The sequence below is a fragment of the Maridesulfovibrio sp. genome (genome assembly GCF_963678865.1).
Lineage (GTDB): Bacteria > Desulfobacterota > Desulfovibrionia > Desulfovibrionales > Desulfovibrionaceae > Maridesulfovibrio.
In genome coordinates, this window is the sequence record NZ_OY787459.1 from 2182976 (window position 1) to 2205420 (window position 22445).

Annotated in this window: 23 protein-coding genes; 1 reads left to right on the top strand and 22 read right to left on the bottom strand. The window is 49.2% G+C overall.

Translation table 11 applies throughout. The features are described 5' to 3' along the window. Positions 1-360: 360 nt before the first annotated feature. The 14 genes from ACKU41_RS10020 to ACKU41_RS10085 all read right to left on the bottom strand — a co-directional run bounded on the left by ACKU41_RS10020 (position 361) and on the right by ACKU41_RS10085 (position 13467). Positions 361-1182, bottom strand: a complete 822-nt coding sequence (locus ACKU41_RS10020) for a thioredoxin domain-containing protein (RefSeq protein ID WP_319777144.1) — start codon at positions 1180-1182, stop codon at positions 361-363. A 178-nt stretch (positions 1183-1360) separates the two neighbouring features. Further along, on the bottom strand, positions 1361-2587 hold the full coding sequence (locus ACKU41_RS10025) for a type II secretion system F family protein (protein WP_321400480.1): 1227 nt from the start codon (positions 2585-2587) through the stop codon (positions 1361-1363). Positions 2588-2610: 23 nt separating this feature from the next. After that, on the bottom strand, positions 2611-4203 hold the full coding sequence (locus ACKU41_RS10030; RefSeq protein ID WP_319777147.1) for a GspE/PulE family protein: 1593 nt from the start codon (positions 4201-4203) through the stop codon (positions 2611-2613). A 14-nt stretch (positions 4204-4217) separates the two neighbouring features. Further along, on the bottom strand, positions 4218-5825 hold the full coding sequence (locus ACKU41_RS10035) for a secretin N-terminal domain-containing protein (protein ID WP_321400483.1): 1608 nt from the start codon (positions 5823-5825) through the stop codon (positions 4218-4220). A gap of 61 nt (positions 5826-5886) precedes the next feature. Beyond that, positions 5887-6771 carry a PDZ domain-containing protein gene (locus ACKU41_RS10040; RefSeq protein WP_321400485.1) on the bottom strand — a complete coding sequence of 295 codons (885 nt, stop codon included), beginning with the start codon at positions 6769-6771 and terminating at the stop codon, positions 5887-5889. A 9-nt stretch (positions 6772-6780) separates the two neighbouring features. Then, positions 6781-8373 (bottom strand): type 4a pilus biogenesis protein PilO, encoded by a 1593-nt coding sequence (gene pilO / locus ACKU41_RS10045; RefSeq protein WP_321400487.1) that lies wholly within the window; start codon positions 8371-8373, stop codon positions 6781-6783. Then, positions 8370-9716, bottom strand: a complete 1347-nt coding sequence (locus tag ACKU41_RS10050; RefSeq protein ID WP_321400489.1) for a PilN domain-containing protein — start codon at positions 9714-9716, stop codon at positions 8370-8372. Before ACKU41_RS10050 ends, pilO begins: the two co-directional genes overlap by 4 nt. Before the next feature lie 13 nt (positions 9717-9729). Continuing rightward, on the bottom strand, positions 9730-10749 hold the full coding sequence (locus ACKU41_RS10055; protein ID WP_321400491.1) for a type II secretion system protein GspK: 1020 nt from the start codon (positions 10747-10749) through the stop codon (positions 9730-9732). Between the two features lie 4 nt (positions 10750-10753). Further along, positions 10754-11353, bottom strand: coding sequence for a prepilin-type N-terminal cleavage/methylation domain-containing protein (locus tag ACKU41_RS10060; RefSeq protein ID WP_319777159.1), 600 nt, complete (start codon positions 11351-11353; stop codon positions 10754-10756). Continuing rightward, entirely contained in the window at positions 11325-11753 is a 429-nt protein-coding gene (gene gspG / locus ACKU41_RS10065; protein WP_319777161.1) for a type II secretion system major pseudopilin GspG, read from the bottom strand. The genes ACKU41_RS10060 and gspG overlap by 29 nt, the downstream gene beginning before the upstream one ends. Next, a complete protein-coding gene (locus ACKU41_RS10070) occupies positions 11750-12232 on the bottom strand; it encodes a PDZ domain-containing protein (RefSeq protein ID WP_319777162.1) in 483 nt (160 codons plus the stop codon). The genes gspG and ACKU41_RS10070 overlap by 4 nt, the downstream gene beginning before the upstream one ends. Continuing rightward, positions 12229-12645, bottom strand: a complete 417-nt coding sequence (locus tag ACKU41_RS10075; RefSeq protein ID WP_321400494.1) for a prepilin-type N-terminal cleavage/methylation domain-containing protein — start codon at positions 12643-12645, stop codon at positions 12229-12231. Before ACKU41_RS10075 ends, ACKU41_RS10070 begins: the two co-directional genes overlap by 4 nt. After that, positions 12635-13123, bottom strand: coding sequence for a prepilin-type N-terminal cleavage/methylation domain-containing protein (locus tag ACKU41_RS10080; RefSeq protein WP_321400496.1), 489 nt, complete (start codon positions 13121-13123; stop codon positions 12635-12637). The genes ACKU41_RS10075 and ACKU41_RS10080 overlap by 11 nt, the downstream gene beginning before the upstream one ends. Before the next feature lie 14 nt (positions 13124-13137). Next, entirely contained in the window at positions 13138-13467 is a 330-nt protein-coding gene (locus ACKU41_RS10085) for a hypothetical protein (protein ID WP_321400498.1), read from the bottom strand. A 394-nt stretch (positions 13468-13861) separates the two neighbouring features. Here ACKU41_RS10085 and ACKU41_RS10090 point away from each other — a divergent pair, with 394 nt between their 5' ends. After that, positions 13862-15745, top strand: coding sequence for a hypothetical protein (locus tag ACKU41_RS10090; RefSeq protein WP_321400500.1), 1884 nt, complete (start codon positions 13862-13864; stop codon positions 15743-15745). A 375-nt stretch (positions 15746-16120) separates the two neighbouring features. On the opposite strand, the gene ACKU41_RS10095 is transcribed toward ACKU41_RS10090, so the two are convergent. The 8 genes from ACKU41_RS10095 to ACKU41_RS10130 all read right to left on the bottom strand — a co-directional run bounded on the left by ACKU41_RS10095 (position 16121) and on the right by ACKU41_RS10130 (position 22445). Further along, positions 16121-16582: a hypothetical protein gene (locus ACKU41_RS10095; RefSeq protein ID WP_319777172.1), complete on the bottom strand. Its 462-nt coding sequence runs from the start codon at positions 16580-16582 to the stop codon at positions 16121-16123. Between the two features lie 20 nt (positions 16583-16602). Further along, positions 16603-16806, bottom strand: coding sequence for a hypothetical protein (locus ACKU41_RS10100; RefSeq protein ID WP_319777174.1), 204 nt, complete (start codon positions 16804-16806; stop codon positions 16603-16605). An 11-nt stretch (positions 16807-16817) separates the two neighbouring features. Continuing rightward, entirely contained in the window at positions 16818-17864 is a 1047-nt protein-coding gene (locus ACKU41_RS10105) for an FAD:protein FMN transferase (protein WP_319777175.1), read from the bottom strand. Between the two features lie 89 nt (positions 17865-17953). Continuing rightward, a complete protein-coding gene (nqrF, locus tag ACKU41_RS10110) occupies positions 17954-19180 on the bottom strand; it encodes an NADH:ubiquinone reductase (Na(+)-transporting) subunit F (RefSeq protein ID WP_321400506.1) in 1227 nt (408 codons plus the stop codon). Between the two features lie 60 nt (positions 19181-19240). Next, positions 19241-19801, bottom strand: coding sequence for an NADH:ubiquinone reductase (Na(+)-transporting) subunit E (gene nqrE / locus ACKU41_RS10115; RefSeq protein WP_407944429.1), 561 nt, complete (start codon positions 19799-19801; stop codon positions 19241-19243). A gap of 62 nt (positions 19802-19863) precedes the next feature. Then, entirely contained in the window at positions 19864-20481 is a 618-nt protein-coding gene (locus ACKU41_RS10120) for an NADH:ubiquinone reductase (Na(+)-transporting) subunit D (protein WP_319777181.1), read from the bottom strand. Then, positions 20474-21253: a Na(+)-translocating NADH-quinone reductase subunit C gene (locus ACKU41_RS10125; RefSeq protein ID WP_319777183.1), complete on the bottom strand. Its 780-nt coding sequence runs from the start codon at positions 21251-21253 to the stop codon at positions 20474-20476. Before ACKU41_RS10125 ends, ACKU41_RS10120 begins: the two co-directional genes overlap by 8 nt. Then, positions 21246-22445, bottom strand: coding sequence for an NADH:ubiquinone reductase (Na(+)-transporting) subunit B (locus tag ACKU41_RS10130; protein WP_319777185.1), 1200 nt, complete (start codon positions 22443-22445; stop codon positions 21246-21248). Before ACKU41_RS10130 ends, ACKU41_RS10125 begins: the two co-directional genes overlap by 8 nt.

Below are 22445 nucleotides of genomic sequence, written 5' to 3' on the forward strand. Positions count from 1 at the left end.
AGACATGCAGAGGCGGGTAGCAAAAAACCGCATTCCCATCTTTGAGAACAACTGGAACACGAGAAACTCGAAAGGCAAGGTTGGATGAGCTTTTTACCCGTATCTCAAACGGGCTGACAGGTAGAGTGAACGTCCTTTTGCCGGTGGGAATACAATTCCAACCGGCAAAAGGACTGTACTTTCTATAACATTGACGTCTTCATATCAACTGAACTTGCAGTTAAAGCGACATTAATTTTAAATTAACAGCGAGTCCTCGCTATACTAAAGCAGACAGGAATAATAACAAAAGAAGCGTTAAGGCGTAACAGAGTTGAAATAGTTTTGCCCAAGCCGGGCGTCTGCCGTCAGCACTTCCCGTTACTTCTGATTCAAACAATCTTCACAAATTTCACCTTCTTGAGCGTCGGCTGCACTTGTGTTTGTTTTTTCCAGAATAAGGTCCACGGTTTCTTCAAATCTCTCGGCAGGAACGTAGCCATTTATAGCCACACCATTAACAAGAAATGTAGGGGTGCCCTTTATTTTAAATTTTCCGGCTTCTTGTGAGTCATCCATTAAATATTCACGCACTTGAGCAGAATTGACACTTTTTTGTAGTTGAGCACGGTCAATATTAATTTCTTCCAGAATGCTATTCAGCACAACCCCAGATTTATCCTCATAAAGAGCTCTCTGACGCTCAAAGGCCAGATTATGAAATCTGTAAGCCTTTTGCATATCCAACCGGGCTAGGGCCTCAAAAAATATTGCAAGTTCTCGGGATTTTTTATGTAAAGGAAGATGTTTGAAGATAATCCTGTATTTTTCCGGCTGCTCAATTGCCAGTTTGCTGACTACGCCTGCCCCCTTACTGCAATAGGGGCAAAGAAAATCAGAATATTCAACTATGGTTACAGGCGCATCAACATTACCGAGCATTACTCTTCCAGCCGTAATTTTGGGCTGCAGGGGATTTTGCATTTCCGCTTCAAACTTGCTCAAGCGCTGCTCTTTTTCCCGCTCTTTTATACCCTTGTCGAGAATATCCAGCATGGCTACACTGTTTTCATTCAAGGCATCGAGTACAATCTGCGGATCTTCGCGTATGGCTTCCCTGAGTTGATCCTTGAACTTCTGCTTGTTCGCACACCCGGACAACAAGACAATAACAGATAAAATCAACATAATTCGTTTCAGCATAGAATCCTCTTTAACAATTTAGCAATCAAGACAGCTTTATTACTCAAAGGTATACCTTAAAAGAACAACGGAACTACACGGAACTGTATAGCAAAAACGAGTATGAAAGCAAAAACGATGAACTTAACTTTCCTTACACCAATCATTCCATCCTACTGGCTATTACAGTTTTCATAGATCATCCAGCCATAAGCTGCATCTGAAATACCGGCAGCAGGATTGCCATAACAATAAACCCGACCACTGCTCCCATGACCAGAATCATGACCGGTTCAAGCATTGAGGTTAGGTTTTTGACCAGTTGGTCCACTTCGCGTTCGTAGTGTTCCGCAATTTTTCCCAGCATGGTATCCAGTGACCCGGACTCCTCGCCCATGGAAATCATTTCTGTAACGTATGCCGGAATAACACCGCTCTCCTTGAGCGGGGTCGCCAGCTTGCTGCCCTCCCGGACCTCGGCTGTCGCCTTTTCCACAACTTTTGAAACAGCTACGTTCCCGGTCACCCCGGCACTGGACTGAAGTGCGGACAAAAGCGGAACCCCGGAGCCGATCAATGTCCCCAGAGTACGGCACCAGCGGGCCATACTGACCTGAATGACAAGAGGGCCCAAAGCCGGAAAACGCAACTTACCTGTGTCAATACGCATTCGTCCGGCTGTGGTGGAACCTATCTTTTTCCAGGCAGGAATGACGATTGCCAGAGTCAGGGGCAGCAGCCACCATGTCTGTTGCAGAACATCCGAAATACTAATGAGTATACGGGTTGCAACAGGCAGTTTCTGTCCCATACTGGAAAACATCTGGGCGAACCGGGGAACCACGAGCAGCATCATGGTAATTATCGCCCCGACCATGGCTACAAGCATAATCACCGGATAGATCATGGCCCCGGTAACTTTGGAGCGTAAATCCTCCTGCGCTTCACGCATAAAGGCCAGTCTGTCCATGGCCTGATCCAGCATACCCCCGGCTTCTCCGGCCGCCACCAGAGAAATGTAAAGGGTATCAAAATATTTAGGGAATTCGGATAAAGCCCGCGACAAGGGCATACCTTCGCGGACGCGGGAATTTATAGTCCTGATGACATCACCAAGCATGGTGCCCGCGTTCTGGTCCTGCAAAAAGGATAAGGCCCGGACAAGCGGAAGGCTGGACCCCAGCAAGGAGGCAAACTGACGGGTAAAAGAAGTAACCTGCTTATAGCTGATCCTGCCGCCGAAAATTGACTGACTTCCGGAACTTGCACGCTGCACTTCTCCCGGCGAGCTGTCCTTGAGTTCCACACGAAGCACTTTCGCGCCCTGCCCGGCAAGTTCACGCTGCACAGCAGAGGCGTCTACAGCTTCCAGTTCACCGGAAAGCTGTTTACCTTCTTTGATCGCTGTATAAGTAAACGTTGCCATGTATGCTCCAACTGCCGATTTTCTTAATTATCCTGAGCCATGCGATAAACTTCCTCTTCCGTTGTCAGCCCTTTTGCGGCCTTGGCAAGACCGTCCTGAAGCAGGTTGCGCATACCTTCCTTCCGGGCCTGAGCCCCGATTTCAGCGGCACTGGCTTCGTTCTGGATAAGGGTCTGAATGGCCGGGGAATTGACCAGAATCTCAAAAATTCCCAATCTGCCTTTATACCCGGAACCATCGCAGAGATCACAGCCCACAGCCTGCCATTTCCCATCCGCACCCTGCTTTTTGCAGTTGGAACACAGCCTGCGCAAAAGCCGCTGGGCCATGGCCCCGGCAAGTGTCGGAGCGACAAGGTAGGGGGCAATACCCATCTCAACAAGACGGGTAACTGCTGTAGGGGCGTCATTGGTATGCAGGGTGGAAAGCACAAGATGCCCTGTCAAAGACGATTGGACCGCAATTTCTGCAGTTTCAAGGTCACGTATTTCCCCGACCATAATGATATCCGGGTCCTGACGCAGGATGCTCCTCAACGCTGCGGCAAAAGTCAGCCCCACTTTGGCATTGACCTGAATCTGGTCAATGCCGCGCAACTGGTATTCAACCGGGTCTTCAGTGGTGATAATCTTGAGTTCCGGGGATTTGATATAATTCAACGAGGCATAAAGAGTGGTAGTTTTCCCGGACCCGGTCGGACCGGTCACCAGTATGGCCCCGTGGGGCCTGTGGACGAGGGACTTCCATATTTCGAGCATTTCCGGTTCAAAACCGACATCAGCGATATCAACTTTAATGGAAGACTTATCCAAAATACGCATGACCACGCCTTCACCGAAGACGGTGGGAGTGGAGGCCACGCGGATATCATAATCAGACTGCTCCATTTTTAGACGGATTCGCCCGTCCTGCGGGATGCGGCGCTCGGCAATGTCCAGATTCGACATAATCTTGATGCGGGAGATAATTGCGGCCTGATATTTTCTCTGTACAGTATTGACCACATGCAGAATGCCATCCACCCGGAAACGGATTTCCAGACCGTCTTCATAAGGGGAAATATGTATGTCCGATGCGCCCTGTGCAATGGCATCGCGGAAGGTATTGTTGACCAGCCGGATCACAGGCGCGGCCTGAGCCATATCTCGCAGGTCTTCAACATCATCCAAGGAATCAAGGTCATCATCCAGACTGGTGAAGACCCCTTCCATACCTTCGCCGGAGTATGCCCGCTCCAAAGCATCCACCAGATTATCCGCCGGGGCAAAGACCATATGCACCTTCATCTCAAGGGCCTGCTCCATATCGGATACGGCTGTACCCACAAAAGGAGTTGCCACGGCAACCCTGACCTTCCCGTCTTCTTCCTTTGCCAAAGGCAGCAGCAGATGATTCTTGGCAAATCCCTCCGGCACAAGCTGTACCAGCCCCGGCTCGGCAAGATAGGTCTTATCCAGTTCCATCCATTCCATGCCGAGGAATTCCGCCGTGCTCATCAACGCGTCCTGCTCGGACTCCCCTGCCTGCCGAACACGCTGCCACCATGCCCTGATCCTGTCCGGAGAAGACAGGTCGTGGGGGGTAGCCGGAAGAAGGTTTATTTCATTTTCCTGCATAACACTTTCCAGGGCTAGAGGTCGAAGACAAGACCGAATTCATCCACAGCCATAGGACTCTGGGAAGTACGCAGTCCGCTCATGGCATCGGCCTCGTCCGGCGTGGCGATGACGTAGGGAGTCAGGAAAAGCAGAAGTTCAGACTTTTCTATTTTATCTTCCTGAGCACCAAACAGGGGGCCGAGTATAGGCATATCTTTCAGATAAGGGGCCCCTTTCTTGGTCAGGTCGCCATCCGCACTCATCAACCCACCGATGACCAGAGTCTGAGCATCTTTGACCAGCACTGTTGTGGAGGCCGCACGGTCAGTAGACTTCCACTGGTCCGGGTCGGTATCGTCAGTGACCAGACTGGACAAAGTCTGGTCAATCTTGAGAGTGACATCACGGTTCTCGGCAATTGTGGGTGTTATATCCAGCTGCATGCCGAATTTGCGGTGATCATAGGTCTTGATCACATTCTGCTGTGAAGTCATTGAAGTCTGGGTCAATTTGAGAATAGGAATTTCCGTACCGACGGAAATACTTGCCTTCTGGTTATCAAGGGCCACGATATGAGGTGCGGAGACAACACGGGCGTTCTCATTCGAGGCAAAAAAGTTCATCATCGCTTGAAAACTATCACCATTGACGATGGAAAAATTAAGTGCTTCCTGCGTACCGCCAAGCATGGCAGAGCTAAAAGCCCTCCCGAAATCCAGAGAGCCACCGGCGGATGTCCCTTGTGAATTGACATTGAACATCCACTCAATGCCTAGCTTGGTATCATCAGTCAGAGAGACCTCTACAAGATAAGCTTTGATGGAAACCTGCATGGTCCGAACATCAAGATCCCCAACTATTTTAGCGATATCCTTATGAACACTTTCCGGGGCCAGCACGATCAGGGAATTTGTCTCATCCATGGCCAGAATCTCGACAACACCCTTTCCGCTCTTGGCGGCCTGCTGGGTGTACAATTTGGTCAGCATGGGGGCCACGGTTTTAGCCTCAACATATTGCAACGAATAGGTCTTGGAAATAGGAAGCGAGCCGGGTTTATCAATTTGCCTGATCAGCATCTTAAGCTTCTGCACATTGGCTGCTGTATCTGTAAAAACAATATAATTATTCGATTTACCGGAAAAGATTGACCCCTCAGGTGATAAAATCTGCTTAAAATCAGCAATCACATCAGCTGCCTGCAGATACTCCAGCATAAGGACTTCCGTAACCATCTGGTCGCCGCCGATTGTTATGGAATCCACGTTCAAGCCTTCATGCACAGCCTCGCTTTTGGAGACCACCTTGTAATATCCCCCCTGCTGCACAAGGGTATAGCCTTTCATATCCAGAACAGAATACAACAGACGCAGGGCCTCAAGTTTTGTAACCGGTTTCGGGGATATAACCGTCACCGGTCCCGTAAGCTGATGATTGGGGATGAATGTTTTGCCCATGAGATGCGAATAGAATTCCAGCACGGCCATGATGTCCGTCTGCCTGAAATTGATCTCAATCTTATTTTTTGCGGCAGGAGCGGCATGGGCCAATCCTCCCGTCATCCCGGAAACAGACAAGGAAAAAGCGCATATCATTATCAGAGCGGCAAAAAATCGTATGCAGTGTGCGGGTTTCATCATAACTACTCTCTATGTAATCTTTTCCTGAATATGGTCCATTCGGATTTCCCCTTCCTCAAAATCAAGGAAGCTTTATGTCCACATTCATGGGTTTTCCTTTACGAATGATTGTAAGAAACACGTCTTTGCCAACCTTGTTTTTCAAAACCGTACTGACCTGAGCGATTGAACTTACAGGTCTTCCGGATACAGCCAAAAGCAAATCTCCCTGCCGCAAACCGGTATTCTTGCGCACGACTCGGGCCACTTTAAGACCGCTGGCTGAAGAAAGACCCAAATCCTTCCGTTCCAAGTCAGAGAGGGGGATCAAATTCACTCCCAAGCCACCGACCGTTACGCTGCCTGCTTTGTCCAAGACATCCGAAGGCGCCGAAAACGCATAGGAGACGCCCTTTTTTTCAGCAATGCCGGACTCGCTCAGCAGGCTTTCGGCCTGTGCGTCCCATGCGCTGTTCATAGTCAATGTGGCGTTCTGGTCATTTCTGGTCAGAACCACATAATTGGATGCGATTTCCACAAGTATGCTATTCCTGACAGTCTGCCCAAGGGTGACCAGAGTACTTCCACTCCCATTGATTCCGGTTATGATTGCATAGGACTTGCCGGCACTCGGCATGGTTGCCTTCAAAATGAGATTGGAAAGATCCGGTCCGGGCGGAAGAGCAGGAGGCGGGGCCGCAGCCTCCTTTCTGTAGGACCTATGCACCAGATGAAGCTGTCCAAATTGAAAAATATGATGCCGTTTGGTGCTGTAAAAAGAATAATGGGGATAAGCCAACGGATCAGCCGGGGGATGCTCACGGACAGCGTCTACATAATTCACCGCCTTAGGGTGTGGCGCGGGAAGGGAAAGAATGAGCACCGCACCGACCAGAGTCAGGGCTGCTACAATGAGTGCGATCCTGAAAAAGCTGTCTGCCGCACTTTTATGTAAATATTTTTCCATGCCCATGACTTATCCTCCCGCCCCGTGGGTAGAGTTCATGTGCGTTGCGTTTGCATGGGCAGAATTTACATGTGTGGTATTTGCGTGAGCGGTACAATTGTAGACCTTGCGTGCGTATCGCCAGTCTATAATGTCAGCCTTGGGCACAACCACATCATATCCGAGTTCCTGTTTGAAAAAGGACTCGTATTTTTTGAAATACTCATCCATATGGTTTTGGGATTCCGGCACAGAGCAGAAATATACCTTTGCCTCGGCAGGGGGCAGAAAACGGACACTTTTCATGACATCCTCAATGGTCCGGGTTGAGACCCCTTGCGGATTATCTGCAACCAAAAATTGCATTGCCTCGTCAGGATTCTTTTGCCACCAAGAAACCGCGCGGACAAAACCGGCGATAAGGGCTTCAACCGCCTGCCCGTTGCCGGACAAGGCATCTTCACGCATAACCAGAAACTGCAACGCCCAGTTATCCACATCTTCCGGCCCGGCTATCGGTCTGGCGATTCGTTCTCTCTGTAATCGATCGACATAAGGCTCAAAGGTTACCCCCGCTTCAATCAGTCCGGCTCGCAGGCTTTGGGACACCATTTCACGTGACATATTGCTCAGCGTAACATCTGAAAGAGACATGCCGTTCTTTTTGAGCACTTCATACAGGAAATAATGTGCAGCCCCGCCGGTTTCCAGAAAAACAGTTTTCCCGCGCAGATCATTCACTGACTTAACCGGCGAACTGCCCGCTACCATCAAGGTATCCCCTGACCGGAACCGCGCAAGGGGTGCCACTATCCGCAGGTCAACACCTTTCGTAAGCAGCTGGATAAGCTCCAGAGCGTGGGTAGCGGTGCCGTCGATCTCTCCGGCATACAATTTCTCAAAGTTGGTTTTTTCATGCTCGGAAAAATAGCACTCAATACGCGTACCGTTCGCATGCAGCCAACCTTTGTGGCGGGCAATTTCAAAAGGTGCGAAACCGATCCAGGGCGGGACTGCAAGCACAAGCCTGACTGTATGTTCCGGCATTCTGGAGTCAACTCTGGAAGGTATGGAATACTTGCTGACCACCACCCCGCCCTGCATGGAACCGTTCTTCCCGGTCAGCGTAATTTCTGAAATAACAAAAACCTGAGGCGAAGTTTCCAGATAATAAATAAATTTCTCAATGGCAGCGAAAGTTCCGCTGAAAGTCACATCCATGGGCTGGCTTTGCAGAAACCCGTCTTTTTTTTGAGTCAGGGGACGGATTTCTTTGATGACGACTCCGGTAATAGACGCATAATCCCTGATTTCATTATATATATCAGAAGCAGCCCAGTCCCTGCGGTCTATCAGGTCCAGTTGACGCTTCAGCGACTCATACTCATCTTTAACCTGACGCAGCTTGGCTTCCCGGTCCGGCAGGACCATGGCCTTGGGCGTATTGAACTGAATTTCTTTCTTTAAGCCGGCCTGTTCCTGTACCGTAGCTTCATACATATCCACCAGTGGAGCCAGAACACCCATGTACAATGCAACAGACAGAAGAAAAACAATACAGATACCGAGAGCGCGTCTATCCTGCGGAGCAAGTTTCTTCCAGGAGGAAATCAAAGCATTCATTGCGTTTCCCCCTGCTTAATTTCGGGTTTGAAAAACTGTTGCCATGCCGGGAAATCAAGCTCCACTACAAAACGAAAACCCTGCCCATGCTCCAGCTTGCTCATGGAAGAAAGTACCGCATTGCTGAAAATCTCGGTACTGCTCAAATTCTCCAACAATGACATGAGGCTTATTTCGCTTTTGGCCTCGCCCTGCAGGGTAATCCTGCCAGACTGTCCAAGGCGCATGGTATTGAGCTTCACCTGAGACGGGACCGCATCCCCAAGATCTCGAAATACATGGGAGACGAAGGGCTTTTTCACCGTGTATTTGAGAATAGCCCTGTTGCGGCGGACATATTCCCGAATCTCCATGGTCACAAGATCCGTACGTTTTGCCAGAAATAAAATCTTGTGCGCCTCTTCTTTGAGAACCCCGGAATCCTGATGATTCAAATGGATCACGGAAAAAAACAGCAGCAGGCAACAGGCAACAGCTCCGGCAAAAGCCAGTCCCGGCCTGACGTAATCCTTGGGGGTAAGAGGAATACGTCCCCACTCTTCAAGACTTTCATGAAAGGAGCCTTTGCTACGACTCATGCGCAGAGTTCCCAAAAGCTCTTCATAGGAGAGTATAATTTCCAGCGGGATATCAGGCAGCAGACTCAGGATTGCCTTGCTGAATCCTTCCGAATCCACGCTGTTTCCGGGAGGAATCCAGAGTACGGCCTTTTCCGGGTAAGTTTTCTGCTCAGCTTCAAGCTCGGCAAGAACCACAGCCAACGCACTCTCCAATGAGGGGCCCCTTTCCGGCAACACCTGCCAGCTCAATGGGACATTCTTGTGGATACAGCAAAGACGCGTTTCACCTTTTTCACACGAGACCAGCAGAGTAGGACCCGAATGTTTCAAATCAAGTTCCGGCTGCACAATGGATGTAGCCTGAAAACCCATTTCTTTCGCTGTTTCCAAGCATCCATGAAGATACTCGTTGGAAATCCAGCCAAGGGTTCCGCTCACCCCGGCATCTACGTCATAAAACCGGGCTTCCCTCCCTCCGGTTTCAGGGGAACGAAACATACGCTGCCCGGCTTCCATGTCCAAAGCTGCCGATGCTTCCTTCTGTTCTTTATCCGGGGTTTGCGTACGGCAAAAGGCAACCATGGCTGCGGGGAGTACAAGAATACAGGGCCGGAGCTGATTTACCTCCGGTTGATCAGTAAAAGGCCGCCAAATCTTATTCTCGCTGGAAAATTCATAAGAAGCTGCACATTGTCCATGCACATCAAAAACCAAAGCAACCGGAACTTTTGTTTTAAAAGAACCGGGCAGTAGCATGGAGTGGAGCAACTTCTTTAAATTCATAAGACAACTCCGTTCAAATTCTCGGCAGGGATTCGGACTCCCAGCGGGTAAAACGTAATTGATCTTTGCCCACACTGACTCTTGCCCTGATACGTTCAACAGGTTTTCCCGGTGAAAACCCGGCCAGACATGTCATGCTGAAATTTTTGGACTGAACACCCAGCAAAGCTGCAATATTTGACTTCTGCGAAGCAGCGCCCAAAACACTGAGTGCGGCATCGACCGTTGCGAATCCTTTCCACCCGGAAAGACGGTATGCCAGAAGAGCCTGAACCTGCTGAGTTGAGAAGCCCACGGCATGGAGAACTTCCTTGCCCGCAGTATTGATATTCACCTTTCCCGAGGAGAAACAGGTCAGATGGGGAGCTATGCCGCCCTCCCCGCCCGGTTCTCCGTACAGAATCTCACGCGTCATACCCTTCACCTGTAGCAGCTCGTCAATATTGCGGATCGGACCGTCAACAAGCCCTTTAGCCATGGCAACTGACTGGGGTGCTTTACTGGAACTTTTACTATGTTTCTTGGTCCGGTAAAGAATGATGTTAGCGGCCAGCACATTGGATACATCGGGAAAGCCCTGCAGCTGATCCATGGTGGCGACATTTATATTCAGCCGCGACTCCTCATCTACAAGACCGTAATTAACCTCATCCTTCCCGCTTTTCTTTGATTTCACGCCAGCCGAATTTTCTGCATTGTCTTCGATGCCGGGCCGGACAATAGAATAATAGCCAGGGCCGAACTTCATATCCTTATAGAATGAATCCCCGGAAAACCATTTATCAGTAACGCTGTGCACAGGATCACGGGCGTGTTCCCTGATAATACCAGCCGCCCTGTGGATTCCCCCGCGTGCCAGATTATATGCTCTCCTGTCCTGACGGCTCCAGCTTTCCACCTTTATTTCACATAGGGTTTCATAGAAAAACGAAGCAGCCATAACCCCAAGAACAGCCATGACCCACAGCGTGATCACCAAAGCAAAACCACGTTGTCCCGATAGCTGTATCTTTCCGGCTGCATCCTTGCACATACGTTCAACTTGCCTTCTGCTGCGGTGTTACTTCCAATAAAATCTGCGAACGATAAATATCCCTTCGCGAAACGCCTTCCTTGAAATCAAGAACCAGACCGATCATCCCCGGTCCTGATTTGGTAGCTGTATTCAGTTCCCCGGTAACTCCTCCGCCATGCCCCCTTGCGGTCAGACTGAAACGGGTTTCCACCACCCCGGAGCAAAGCTCCATCTTTGAGAACGGCTTCCCTTTTTCAGGTTTTCCGTTTTTATCCTTTCGCTGTTCACGCCAGAGGATATTTTCTTTGAGGATATAGAGCACCCAGACCCGCTTCCCCTTTTCATCCACAATGGGAAACCGGCAGCTGTTGGTATGACAGGAAATATCCGAGTTCCGGCACAAAGGGTCCAGATTGCGAACATCTCTGCCAAGCATGCTGAAGGCATATGCAGCAGACCGCATTGGGGAAAGAACAGCCTGCGCTTTTCGCTCAACCTTGGTAGCTGTGACGAAAATCGAATAAACCGCAGTCAGCACTACCGAGCCTATTGTAATTGCCACCAGCAGCTCAAGAAGCGTAAATCCCGCAGCATCAGTAGTTGGTGATGTCCGCGTTCTCACCGGTTCCTCCGGCCTTGCCATCCTTGCCGTAGCTGAGCAGGTCAAAATCCGGGCTGTGCTTGCCGGGTGATGTGTATACATAAGGATGATTCCACGGATCCTTAGGAATGACATTCTTACTCATATACGGACCATGCCAATTCTCAGGCACAGGAGCGGTGGAAGGCTTTTTCACCAAGGCCTCAAGCCCCTGCTGGGTGGAAGGGAAATCCCCTGTATCCAACTGGTAGCTTTGCAGGGCCATTGAAAAATCCTCAATCTGCGCCTTGGCAGCTGCGACCTTTGCTTCATCGGTCTTGCCGAAAAACCTTGGAGCGACAATTGCCGCCAGCACGCCGATAATCACGATGACCACCAGCATTTCAATAAGTGTAAAACCGCCTTTTCCCTTTTGCATCATGAAGCCCCCCCGAGAGGTGAGTTGACCGCCTTTGTGACCGGTACGTCAGCAGGCAGATAAATTCCCAGTTTGATGATCTTGCCGTTCCTATAAAGGGTCAGGGCAACATTATTGCCCGGATGTTTACGTTGCATTATAAATGTTGAATCGCGCATTCCCTGCACCGAGATGCCATCTATTTCCAGAAGGACATCACCGGGCTGAACCCCTGCTTTCCGGGCCGGACTGCCTTTTTTACAATCCATAACCAGCAGAGCCCGCTTCTGATCATCATTTGTTTTATCCTGCATTTCATCCTCAATGACGTGCATTTCTTTCCGGACGACCTTCAACTTCAGTCCGAGCAGAGGCCGGGGCAGATCCTGATAACCGACATCAATGGGATCAGCATTAAGCTGGCACCCGGCCATAATGATGCCCAGCAGGAAGAACAAAAGAATACGTGGAAAGATCACTTCTGGCAGTAAAACAGATTTCATTTCTTGGCATCCTTTGTCTGGGTTTTGCTCTGCAGGGGCAGGTTCCCGTCAACCTGAGCTGTATCCAGAACAAACTCATGCTCCCTGCCCTCAGTAAAAAACAACACCGTGACCGTGACCCGGCTGACACCGGGAAAATCAGCCTCGTTTCTGCTGACTATTTTCCACCTGCCACCGGACAGGGTTTCACAACGACCGGAAGTTGTACCCGGCTTGATGTCACCTGCGTTCAAAAAAGCAGCCAGCCGCATCTCCGCCTCCATTCCGGCCCGTTCATACCCCTCCACCTCTGAGAGTGAGGATGCTGCCTGTGAGTACACACCTGCAACAGAAACCAGACCGATGGACAAAATAGCCATGGCTACCATGACTTCCATAAGCGAAAATCCGGAACAGGGGGATTTAACGCACATACACCCCCCCATTCGCACCGGCGACAAATACATGCAGGCTTTCCTGCTTCCCGGAAATCAGCTTCAATCTGGCGGGGGTGGCTGTTCCACGCGGGAAAAAAACAATCTGCAACTCATGACCTGAGACAGGCTTACCCTGAAGCTCCATGTTTGCCACAGCAACCTTCTCCGGCAGCGATATACGACTTAAAACATTGCTCCTTTTTCCATTCAGGAGCTTCAAATCCCTGCTTTTGGTGTTGATGACCAGCACATGATCCTTGCCTGTATCCGCTGCCCTAAAACGGGCCGAGACAGCAATGCTGCTCAAATCGGAAACAGCCGCCTGCAAACTGCTACCCATAAGTTGACCGCTTAAACGAGGCAGAAGCACAGCCATGACAATAGACATGATGACCATCACAACAATGAGTTCCAGCAATGTGAACCCGTTTTGCCCATGGTCATGTATTTGGACTATTGATGACTGACAATCCATATTCACTCCGGCAACTAAGGTTTAGGCATGACCCTGCGCTTAAGGATATAGCCTACATCCGGTGAATAGGTCACAAGCTCCCAGCCTTCTTCTCCCAATGGGCCGAGGTTTGGTTCATAAGGATCAAATTTGGAATGTCCCAACACATTGGGAACAAGGATTTTATATTCCCACTTGGCATTGGCAAAGGTATCCAGCTTTGCCTCAATTCTGGAAAGATCGTCATGCAGGGTCTGCAATGGAGAAAGCAGCTTGTCTATAGTTTCGCCATTACCGGAGGGGTGTTCTGCGGATTGAGCCGGGCATGGCTCAGAAATCGTACACAACATAAAAAGTGTAAGCAAAACTAAGCCTAAAACAGACTTGAGAAAATAAAAGTTTAGTCCGCATCCATATTTCACAGCCGTCCTCCTTTTTATACTCCTATTCTCACTTATAAAAGTTTAAACATTTTTTGTCTACATACATCCGAATTTTCTAAAGTACTTTCCACAGTTGCCGCATTGCTTCGACCTTACAACAATCAAAGAACAACAAAAAAGAATGATCCACCTTGACACAAACCATGCGGTAATGTCTTATGGTAGCAATAACCTTTACTGCACAATCCTCAAAACAGGGGGGGGGAACATGAAGACACCCGGCATTAAAACAGCCAAGAGACTATCAGCCTTTTTCTTGATAGTGATCACTTGCTTTGCTAGTTCAGCATGGGCGGGCAGCAATCCGTATTACTCAATGTCACCTAAAAAAAACTACGTCCCCGTTGTTCTGGCCTTTGCTGCCTGCAAAATGACTAACGGGACAGAAGCGACCAACACAGTTACTTATTCATATGTAAACGGAACTTCAATCAGCAAATCTTTTTCAGATAAAAGTCAGGATGTTGATTCCCCGGCAACAACTTATTACGTGAAGCCGGGCACTTGGAAAGTAGAGCTGGAAAACACCTGCATTAAACAGACACTGAATACATATATCAATATAAGCAATGGAACATGGGAATACGCCAAGGGCTGCAACAAAACATCTACAAATGCTGATTGCGATGCCGGGCATCTCATGCCTCCGCTACCCACTTCCAATCAGCCGGGCGGACCGAACTTGACTCCGGGCTGCCAGCAGAACCACTTTACACCTCCGCCACCGCCTCCACTTGTCTGCAGCGACAACACTTCCAACACGGAGTGGGACGATGACCGTATCACCATCACCAATAACTGCGCGGATGATGCTTATATTGTAATAACTCCTCCAACTGCCGATAACTCATATCAACAACCTAATCTGAAACTTTGGAAGATGGCCGCTAACAAGGCCGGGATGGAAGATATGTATGCCAACCCCAATGACCTGAGTTCAGCACTCATGTTCCGTAAAAAACTTCCTTCGGGGCAAAGTATGAACATCCCTGTTCCGGAAGGAGGCATAGCCTCGGGCAATATCGGAGTCCTGCTTAACTGTCAGCAGGATCCCACCGGAATCGGCTGGCCCGGCAACTGTACAATCGGCGCAGTTCCGGGAACAGCAAGCACTGGAGTGGGTACTATACTTGAATACTCAGCAGGCTGCACATACACGACTGATGAAGACAGAAAAACAAAATGTACTATAAACCCATCTTCCAACTTACAATACTGCATGGGTGGCGCGGATTACTATGACATAAGTATGGTAAACGGATTCAGTGTTCCCATGAATGCCACAGTACAAAACAGCACAGACTATAAGTGCAACGTCTCAGAAATTAACGGAGTTACCGATTTATTCGACTGCCCCACGGAGAACAGCACAACAATATCAGCAAAAGGTAAAAATGTAATACACTACGAGAGCTCTCAACTGAACCATGGTATCAAACTAAACATAAGCAATAACGCTACAGTAAAAGGCCGGGCAGCCTGTATAACCCCGGCGCAATGGCTCAATGCCGGAGGGCAGAACCCGAAGAACACACAAACCGTAGCTCTCGGCAAGGATCCGGTGGAATTGAATGAACTCAGTATTGCAGACTGGTATGCATGCAACGGCATCCCCGCCGGTCAGGATTCGGGAGATCCTTCAACATGCACAGGACCGGGGTGTGGAGGTCCGCAATGCGCAATAGGTCCCGATGGCGTAATCAACACTTATAATACGGCAAACCTGATCGCAGGAAAGGGTATACCGTACACTAATTATGTAAAATATCTAAAGGCTATCGGAGTAGACGGATATGCATGGCAATTCAACGACGATGCATCCACCCTGCTCTGCAAGAAGGCCGGCGCACCAATACATTTGACACTCTGCCCAGGTCCCCAAGGTCAAAAGCCTTATAGACAGCAGGCATGGACATTCAACGGCAAAAAGTGCGTTCCTTCTGCACAAAAAAACGAACTGGGATACTTTAATACCCTACTCGACTGCATGAAAAGTAATTACTACTACACTTGCCAGCAGGAAGAGGTCAAAAAGTTCGGTCCCGACAACGCAGTTGTTTCCGCGAAACTCAACTACTGCAAACCTTACAAAGCCAAAAATGATCCCACCGCCGTCAGCGATGGCCTTCCTCTCCAGACTTATGAACAATGTATGCAGCATGAAGCTCAATGCCAGAAGTTCGGCCCTGAAACGCCATAAGATAAACAAAAACGCAAGCAGAACAGCTTAATAAGGTGTGGTTGCAGAATACTAAAAGATGTATTCTGCAACCACATTTCTTTTTATGGAGACAACGATTCTATTTCGGGCCGATCTTTCAGCTTGTCGGGGTTGCCCCGGATACACGCAGCTTAAATAAATTCATCATAAGTATAGCTGCCGATGGAATCACCCCGGAACCGGGGATTATTTTTCTCCCGATTGAGAGCAGCATCACAATCCATATTTTCTCCAAATAAAAAGTCTCACAATGTGACACCACATTGTGAGACTTTTTATTTATATTCAGGCGGTAAGGATCGAAATTGGACTCCCGGCCAGCCGCTTGCTAATTCTTTGGAGGAAAAACAAATTTTACAATGTTTCTAATCTCAAAGCACTCTTAGCTAATCTGATATTTTCACGCTTCTCCATATCGAGAAGTCCCTGAAACGCTTCACTTACATCGTCAGGAATATCATTCTGGATCATGGCTTCATAGGTTTCCAGCAGGCACTTATCCAAATCAATGGCAACTTTCATTACCTCTTGAGTCGTCATCTCCGGGCCTAATTCTGCACTGAAAAACGGAGAGAGGTCACATTCCTTATGCACATACATAAACCATGTATTCAAGATGTGCTCGGAAAGAGAATCTTCATACTCATCCATAATAGCCACAAGGTGGTCATGGTGACGACTCATGTAGTCCAATAAAAGCTTAACCCGTTCCTTTTCAACCTTATCAGAAAGTTCCTTATAGAAGGAACCAAGCCTCTTGTGAAAAGCCTTGGTCTGTTCAATCACATCTTTTGCGGTCTGGACATTTGGCGTCATATCAATTCTCCTGATCGCTGTTACAGCGGTTTAAGTGACGAATGTTTTTTATCTATAAGCTTCTTATCGAAATCATATTTCCCGCACCTGCAACCTGAACCGTCTCCGGCTTGAACGGAGCCCTGACAGGAACCACGGATGCAGTTTCGTTTAAAAATAACTCCGATAGCCAACGCCAAAAACACAAGACCAAAAACAGCGGCTGCCATCAAAATAGTTTCCATGAAATATCTCCTCAATTCATTTTTTCGTGTTGAGGGAAATCGCCAGTGGCAATTTCAGATAATCCATCCGGGGTTTTCACAATGAAAAAAGCGGACAGGTTGCATTCCTTAGCCAATGCAATTCCTCTTTCCGGGCCAAGCACGGTTAGACCGGTGGCAAATGCATCGGCTCTGGAGCAAGTTTCATCCACGACACTTACCGATACGAGTGTGTGCTTAATCGGACGTCCGGTGCTGGGATCAATTATATGTGAATATCTTTTACCGTCTACCTCGTAATAGTTGCGGTAATCGCCTGATGTCGCCATGGCTTTACCCGAAAGACTGATTAGGGCCTGTACGGAACGCTCCATGCTCACTGGTTTCTCAACTGCAATACGCCACGGCTGATTCCCCGGCTTTTCACCTCCGGTCCTTATCTCTCCACCGATCTCAACCATAAAACTGGAGATACCGCTGACTTTAAGCCATGAGCTGACTGCATCCACGCAATAACCTTTGGCAATAGCTGCCAGGTCAAGGGTCAAGGTCGGAGTGAGTTTTTTAAGAGCAGGAGGATTAAAACGGACTTCAATCAGATCAGATCCGACATTTGCCATTGCCGCTTTGATTTCATCCTCAGACGGAATAATTTCGGGTCTTTTATCGGGACCGAATCCCCATAGGTTGACCAAAGGTGCGACGGTAATATCAAAAGCACCACCGGTAATCTGGTTAACGGCTTTAGCCGTTTGCACCACACCGGCCAGTTCTTTGGATACCGAAAACCAGTCATCTTTACGATAAGCATTAAAGCGGGACAGTTCGGAATCCGGCTTGAACAGGGACATAACTGAATTTACTTCAGCCACAACCTGTTCTACTCCCTTACGCAAATCTTCAGGAGAAAGCTTCTCCGGCAGACCGTAAGCAACAATGGAATACGTAGTACCAATGGCCCTGCCCTGAAGCCGGACGGGATCAGAGGAATTCCCGCACCCGACAAGCATAAGAGCCAAGATAAGCAACAGGACAAAAAATCCGGTTACTTTAGTCAACGTTCCTGAAAACCACTTCATACCGTCATCCTTACTTTTTTCTAAATGTCCCTTGCCGGAAGATTAACCTCCGGCAAGGGACATCCTATCGATAAACTGATGCAACAGGCTTATCCGCCAAAGTTGTCATACATTATATTCTCTTTCTCCACGCCTTGGTCCATAAGCATATTTTCTACTGCAGAAGCCATCATCGGCGGTCCACACATGTAGAATTCACAATCCTCAGGGGCGGGGTGATCCTTGATATAGTTTTCATACAGGACATTATGAATAAATCCGGTATAACCTGTCCAATTATCCTCGGGAAGAGGATCGGACAGTGCTACATGCCAACTGAAGTTCGGGCATTCCTCAGCCAGCTTGTCGAATTCTTCCACATAGAACATCTCCCGCAGGCTGCGTGCTCCGTACCAGTAGCTGACCTTACGCGTTGTGCTGAGGCGCTTGAGCTGGTCGAAGATGTGCGAACGCATGGGAGCCATACCCGCACCGCCACCGATGAAAACCATCTCGGCATCGGTATCACGGGCAAAGAACTCACCGTAAGGTCCGGAAATGGTCACCTTGTCTCCGGGCTTAAGGCTGTAGATGAACGAAGACATCTGCCCGGGGGGGGCATCAGGAGCGAACGGAGGCGGCGGGCAGACACGCACGTTAAGCATGATTATGCCCTCTTCCTCAGGGTAGTTGGCCATGGAATAGGCCCGGACAATAGGTTCTTTGACCACAGAGACATATCTCCAGAGATCAAATTTATCCCAGTCTTCCCTGAATTTATCGCCAACTTCAAAATCCTTGTATTTGACGGTATGAGCCGGGGCTTCGATCTGAATGTATCCGCCGGCACGGAAGTCCACATTTTCACCTTCAGGAAGTTCAAGGGTGAGTTCCTTAATGAAGGTAGCACGCGGAATATTGGATTTAACGGTGCATTCCCACTTTTTGATATCAAAGATTTCAGCCGGGACCTCAATCTTCATATCCTGTTTGACATTGACCTGACAGGCAAGGCGAACGCCTTCACGGGCCTCGCGTTTGCTTACATGGGAGGTTTCCGTGGGCAGGATATCTCCGCCACCTTCAAAAACCTTACATTTGCACTGCCCGCAGGAGCCACCTCCACCGCAGGCCGAAGGAACATAGATTTCCTTTTCTGCCAGCGCACCGAGCAGCTTGGTTCCGGGACGAACTTCAATTGTCTTTTCCGGATCACCGTTGATTTCTATGTTCACCTCGCCGCTCGGGACAAGCTTGGCACGGGCTAGAAGGATGAACACGCACAGCGCAAGAACCACGCCGGTAAACATCACAACACCGAGAATTATTTCAACCATGGTTTTTCCCCATAGTTTAACGGTTCGTATATCAGCGGACGCTTGAAACGTCCGGCCCCACTACATCTGAATTCCGGAAAAGGACAGGAATCCAAAGGACATCAGTCCGACCACAATAAAGGTGATCCCAAGTCCCTGCAGTCCTTCCGGCACATCCGAGTATTTCATCTTCTCGCGGATTCCGGCCAGAAGAACGATAGCCAGAGCCCAACCCACACCGGAACCGAAACCGAAAGTCAAGGATTCCGCAAAGTTGTAATCACGTTCCACCATAAACAGAGAGGCCCCGAGGATGGCGCAGTTAACCGTGATCAGCGGCAGGAAAATACCCAGCGCGTTGTATAGTGACGGCACATATTTATCGAGGGTCATTTCCAGAATCTGGACAATCGCCGCGATAACGCCGATGTAGGAAATAAGACCTACAAAAGTAAGGTCAGTCTCTCCGAATCCGGCCCATGACAAAGCACCTTCACGCAGGAAGTAGTTGTAGAGCAGATTGTTAACCGGGACGGTAATGGTCATGACTACTACGACAGCCACACCAAGACCAAGAGCGGTAGTAACTTTCTTGGATACGGCCAGATAGGTACACATCCCAAGAAAGAAGGCCAAAGCCATGTTTTCGATAAAAATCGATTTTACGAATATATTAAGCAGATGTTCCACTCTTCACTCCTTGGCTAGCGTTTGTTCTTACGCTTTTCGTAGACGTTGACCGACCAGATGAGCAGCCCGATGATAAAGAATGCGCTGGGCGGAAGGAGCATAAGTCCGTTGGGTTCATACCACCCACCTTCGGAAGTAAGCTTGAGAATGCTTAAACCGAAAATCTTTCCTGAACCGAAGAATTCGCGCAGGAAGGCTACAGTGAGGAGCACCAGTCCATAGCCCAGACCGTTACCGATACCGTCGGCAAGACTCAGCTTTGGGGAGTTCTGCATGGCAAATGCCTCAGCACGCCCCATGACTATGCAGTTGGTTATGATCAGCCCAACGAAGACCGAGAGCTGTTTGCTGATCCCGTAAGCGAATGCTTTCAAGAACTGATCAACAATAATAACCAGCGTCGCGATGATGGTCATCATGACAATGATACGGATACTTGAAGGGATATGCTGCCGGATGGAACTTACCGAAGCGTTTGAGGCCGCAGTAACGAACATTACGGCGAGACTCATTACAAAAGCGGTTTCCAGCTTGGTGGTTACTGCCAGAGCGGAACAGATTCCCAGAATCTGTACTGCAATGGGGTTATCCTCCAGAAGCGGCTTGAGCATTACTTCTTTGAACTTAGCCATTATGTTCACCTCCCTCGGTTGCAAGTCGCTTGAGGTAGGGTTCGAATCCGCCCTGTCCAAGCCAGTAACGCACCAGATTGCTAACGCCGCGGGAAGTAAGGGTTGCCCCGGCCAGACCGTCTACCTTGTAGGCAGCCTGCGGGTCTTCAGCGCTAACCGAACCCTTGATTACATCGATGACCGGTTCACCCTTTGAATCGTAGACTTTCTTGTCCACCCACAGGGCCTTCCAGTCCGAATTGTCTACTTCCCCGCCAAGACCGGGAGTTTCAGCATGCTCATAGAATCCAAAATTCTTGACCGTGTTCAAATCCGGATCAAGAGCGATGAACCCGTACATGGTTGACCATAAGCCTTTCCCGTGAATGGGCAGCACAACACGCTTCAAACTGTCTCCATCTTTGAGCAGGTAGACGCTGGCGTATTTTGCATGACGCCCGATTCCCGCCAGATCGTCTGCGGAAGGAATGGCTATACTGGATGCAGGATCCTTGGCCGCTTTGCGCTGGTCATACCCGGCAGCGTCCATATCCACATATTCACCGGTAGCCAGATCGACGACCTTGGCTTCTATCTGTTTATAAAGTTCATCCACAGGAACATCTTCATCATAGATGCCTGCGGCCTTGAGTATGTTTTCCTTGCGCTCGAGAACCTTGTTCTCTTCCTGAATGGATTTGAGGCCTACAGCTGCAGCAGAAACAAGCAGCGAGCAGACCAGGCACAGGGAAAACGCCACAGTAAATACTTTTTTTGTGGAATCGTTAGACACTGCGCACCGTCCTTCGCTTGATGTTGGCCCGCATCACAAGGCTGTCGATGAATGGGGCACACACGTTACCGAACAGAATCGCCAGCATGACTCCTTCAGGATAGGCCGGGTTGACCGTACGTATCAGGACAATCATGATCCCGATAAGAGCACCGTAATATAACTGGCCTTTGTGAGTCATGGACGAAGATACCGGGTCGGTGGCCATGTAGACCATACCGAAAGCCAGTCCTCCCATTACCAGATGCCAAAGCGGGCTGACAGTCATCATGGGATTGGTGCCGCTGCTGACAGCATTGAAAATAATGGCCACGGAAAAGGCACCGGCCAGCAGGGAAACCATAATCCGCCATGAAGCTATGCCGGTGATGACCAACACGGCACCCCCGATAAGGCAGGCCAGAGTTGATGTTTCACCCAGAGATCCCGGAATGGTACCGATGAAACAATCCCACCATGAATATTTGGCCATTACCGCCTTGATTCCGCCTTCAGCAGCCAGAGCCAGCGGAGTTGCGCCGGAAAAGCCGTCTACCGGGACCCAGACACTGTTGCCTGAGATATGTGCCGGATAAGCGAAGAAAAGGAAGGCACGGGCCAAAAGCGCAGGGTTGAGTATGTTCTTACCTGTTCCACCGAATATTTCCTTACCGATAACCACGCCGAAGCTGGTAGCCAAAGCCACCTGCCAGAGCGGAATATGCGGAGGAACGATCAGCGGGATAAGCGAACCGGTAACCAGAAACCCTTCGTTGATTTCATGTTTGCGGATAACAGCGAACAGGGTTTCCCAGAAACCACCTGCAATGTTGCAGACGATGTAAATGGGAAAGAAGTAAAGTGCGCCCAACATAATGTTGGCCCCGAAACTTGCGGGGTTTGCACTCAGTCCGAGCCCGGCCATTACGCTCCAGCGCCAGCCGGTACCGACCTCAAGTCCCATGGATGCCAGAGCGGAGTTGGCCTGATATCCTGTGTTCCACATTGCCATGTAAAAACAGGGAATCAGAGCAAAAACCACCGTAATCATGACCCTTTTCAGATCAATGGCATCATGCACATGGGGCGATCCCGAACTGGTTTCGGTCGGCGAATATAAAAAAGTGTCCACCATCTCGTAGACCGGGTAATACTTTTTGTATTTCCCATCTCCGGTGACGGCACTATGCATTTTATCAAGCAGTTTTCTCAT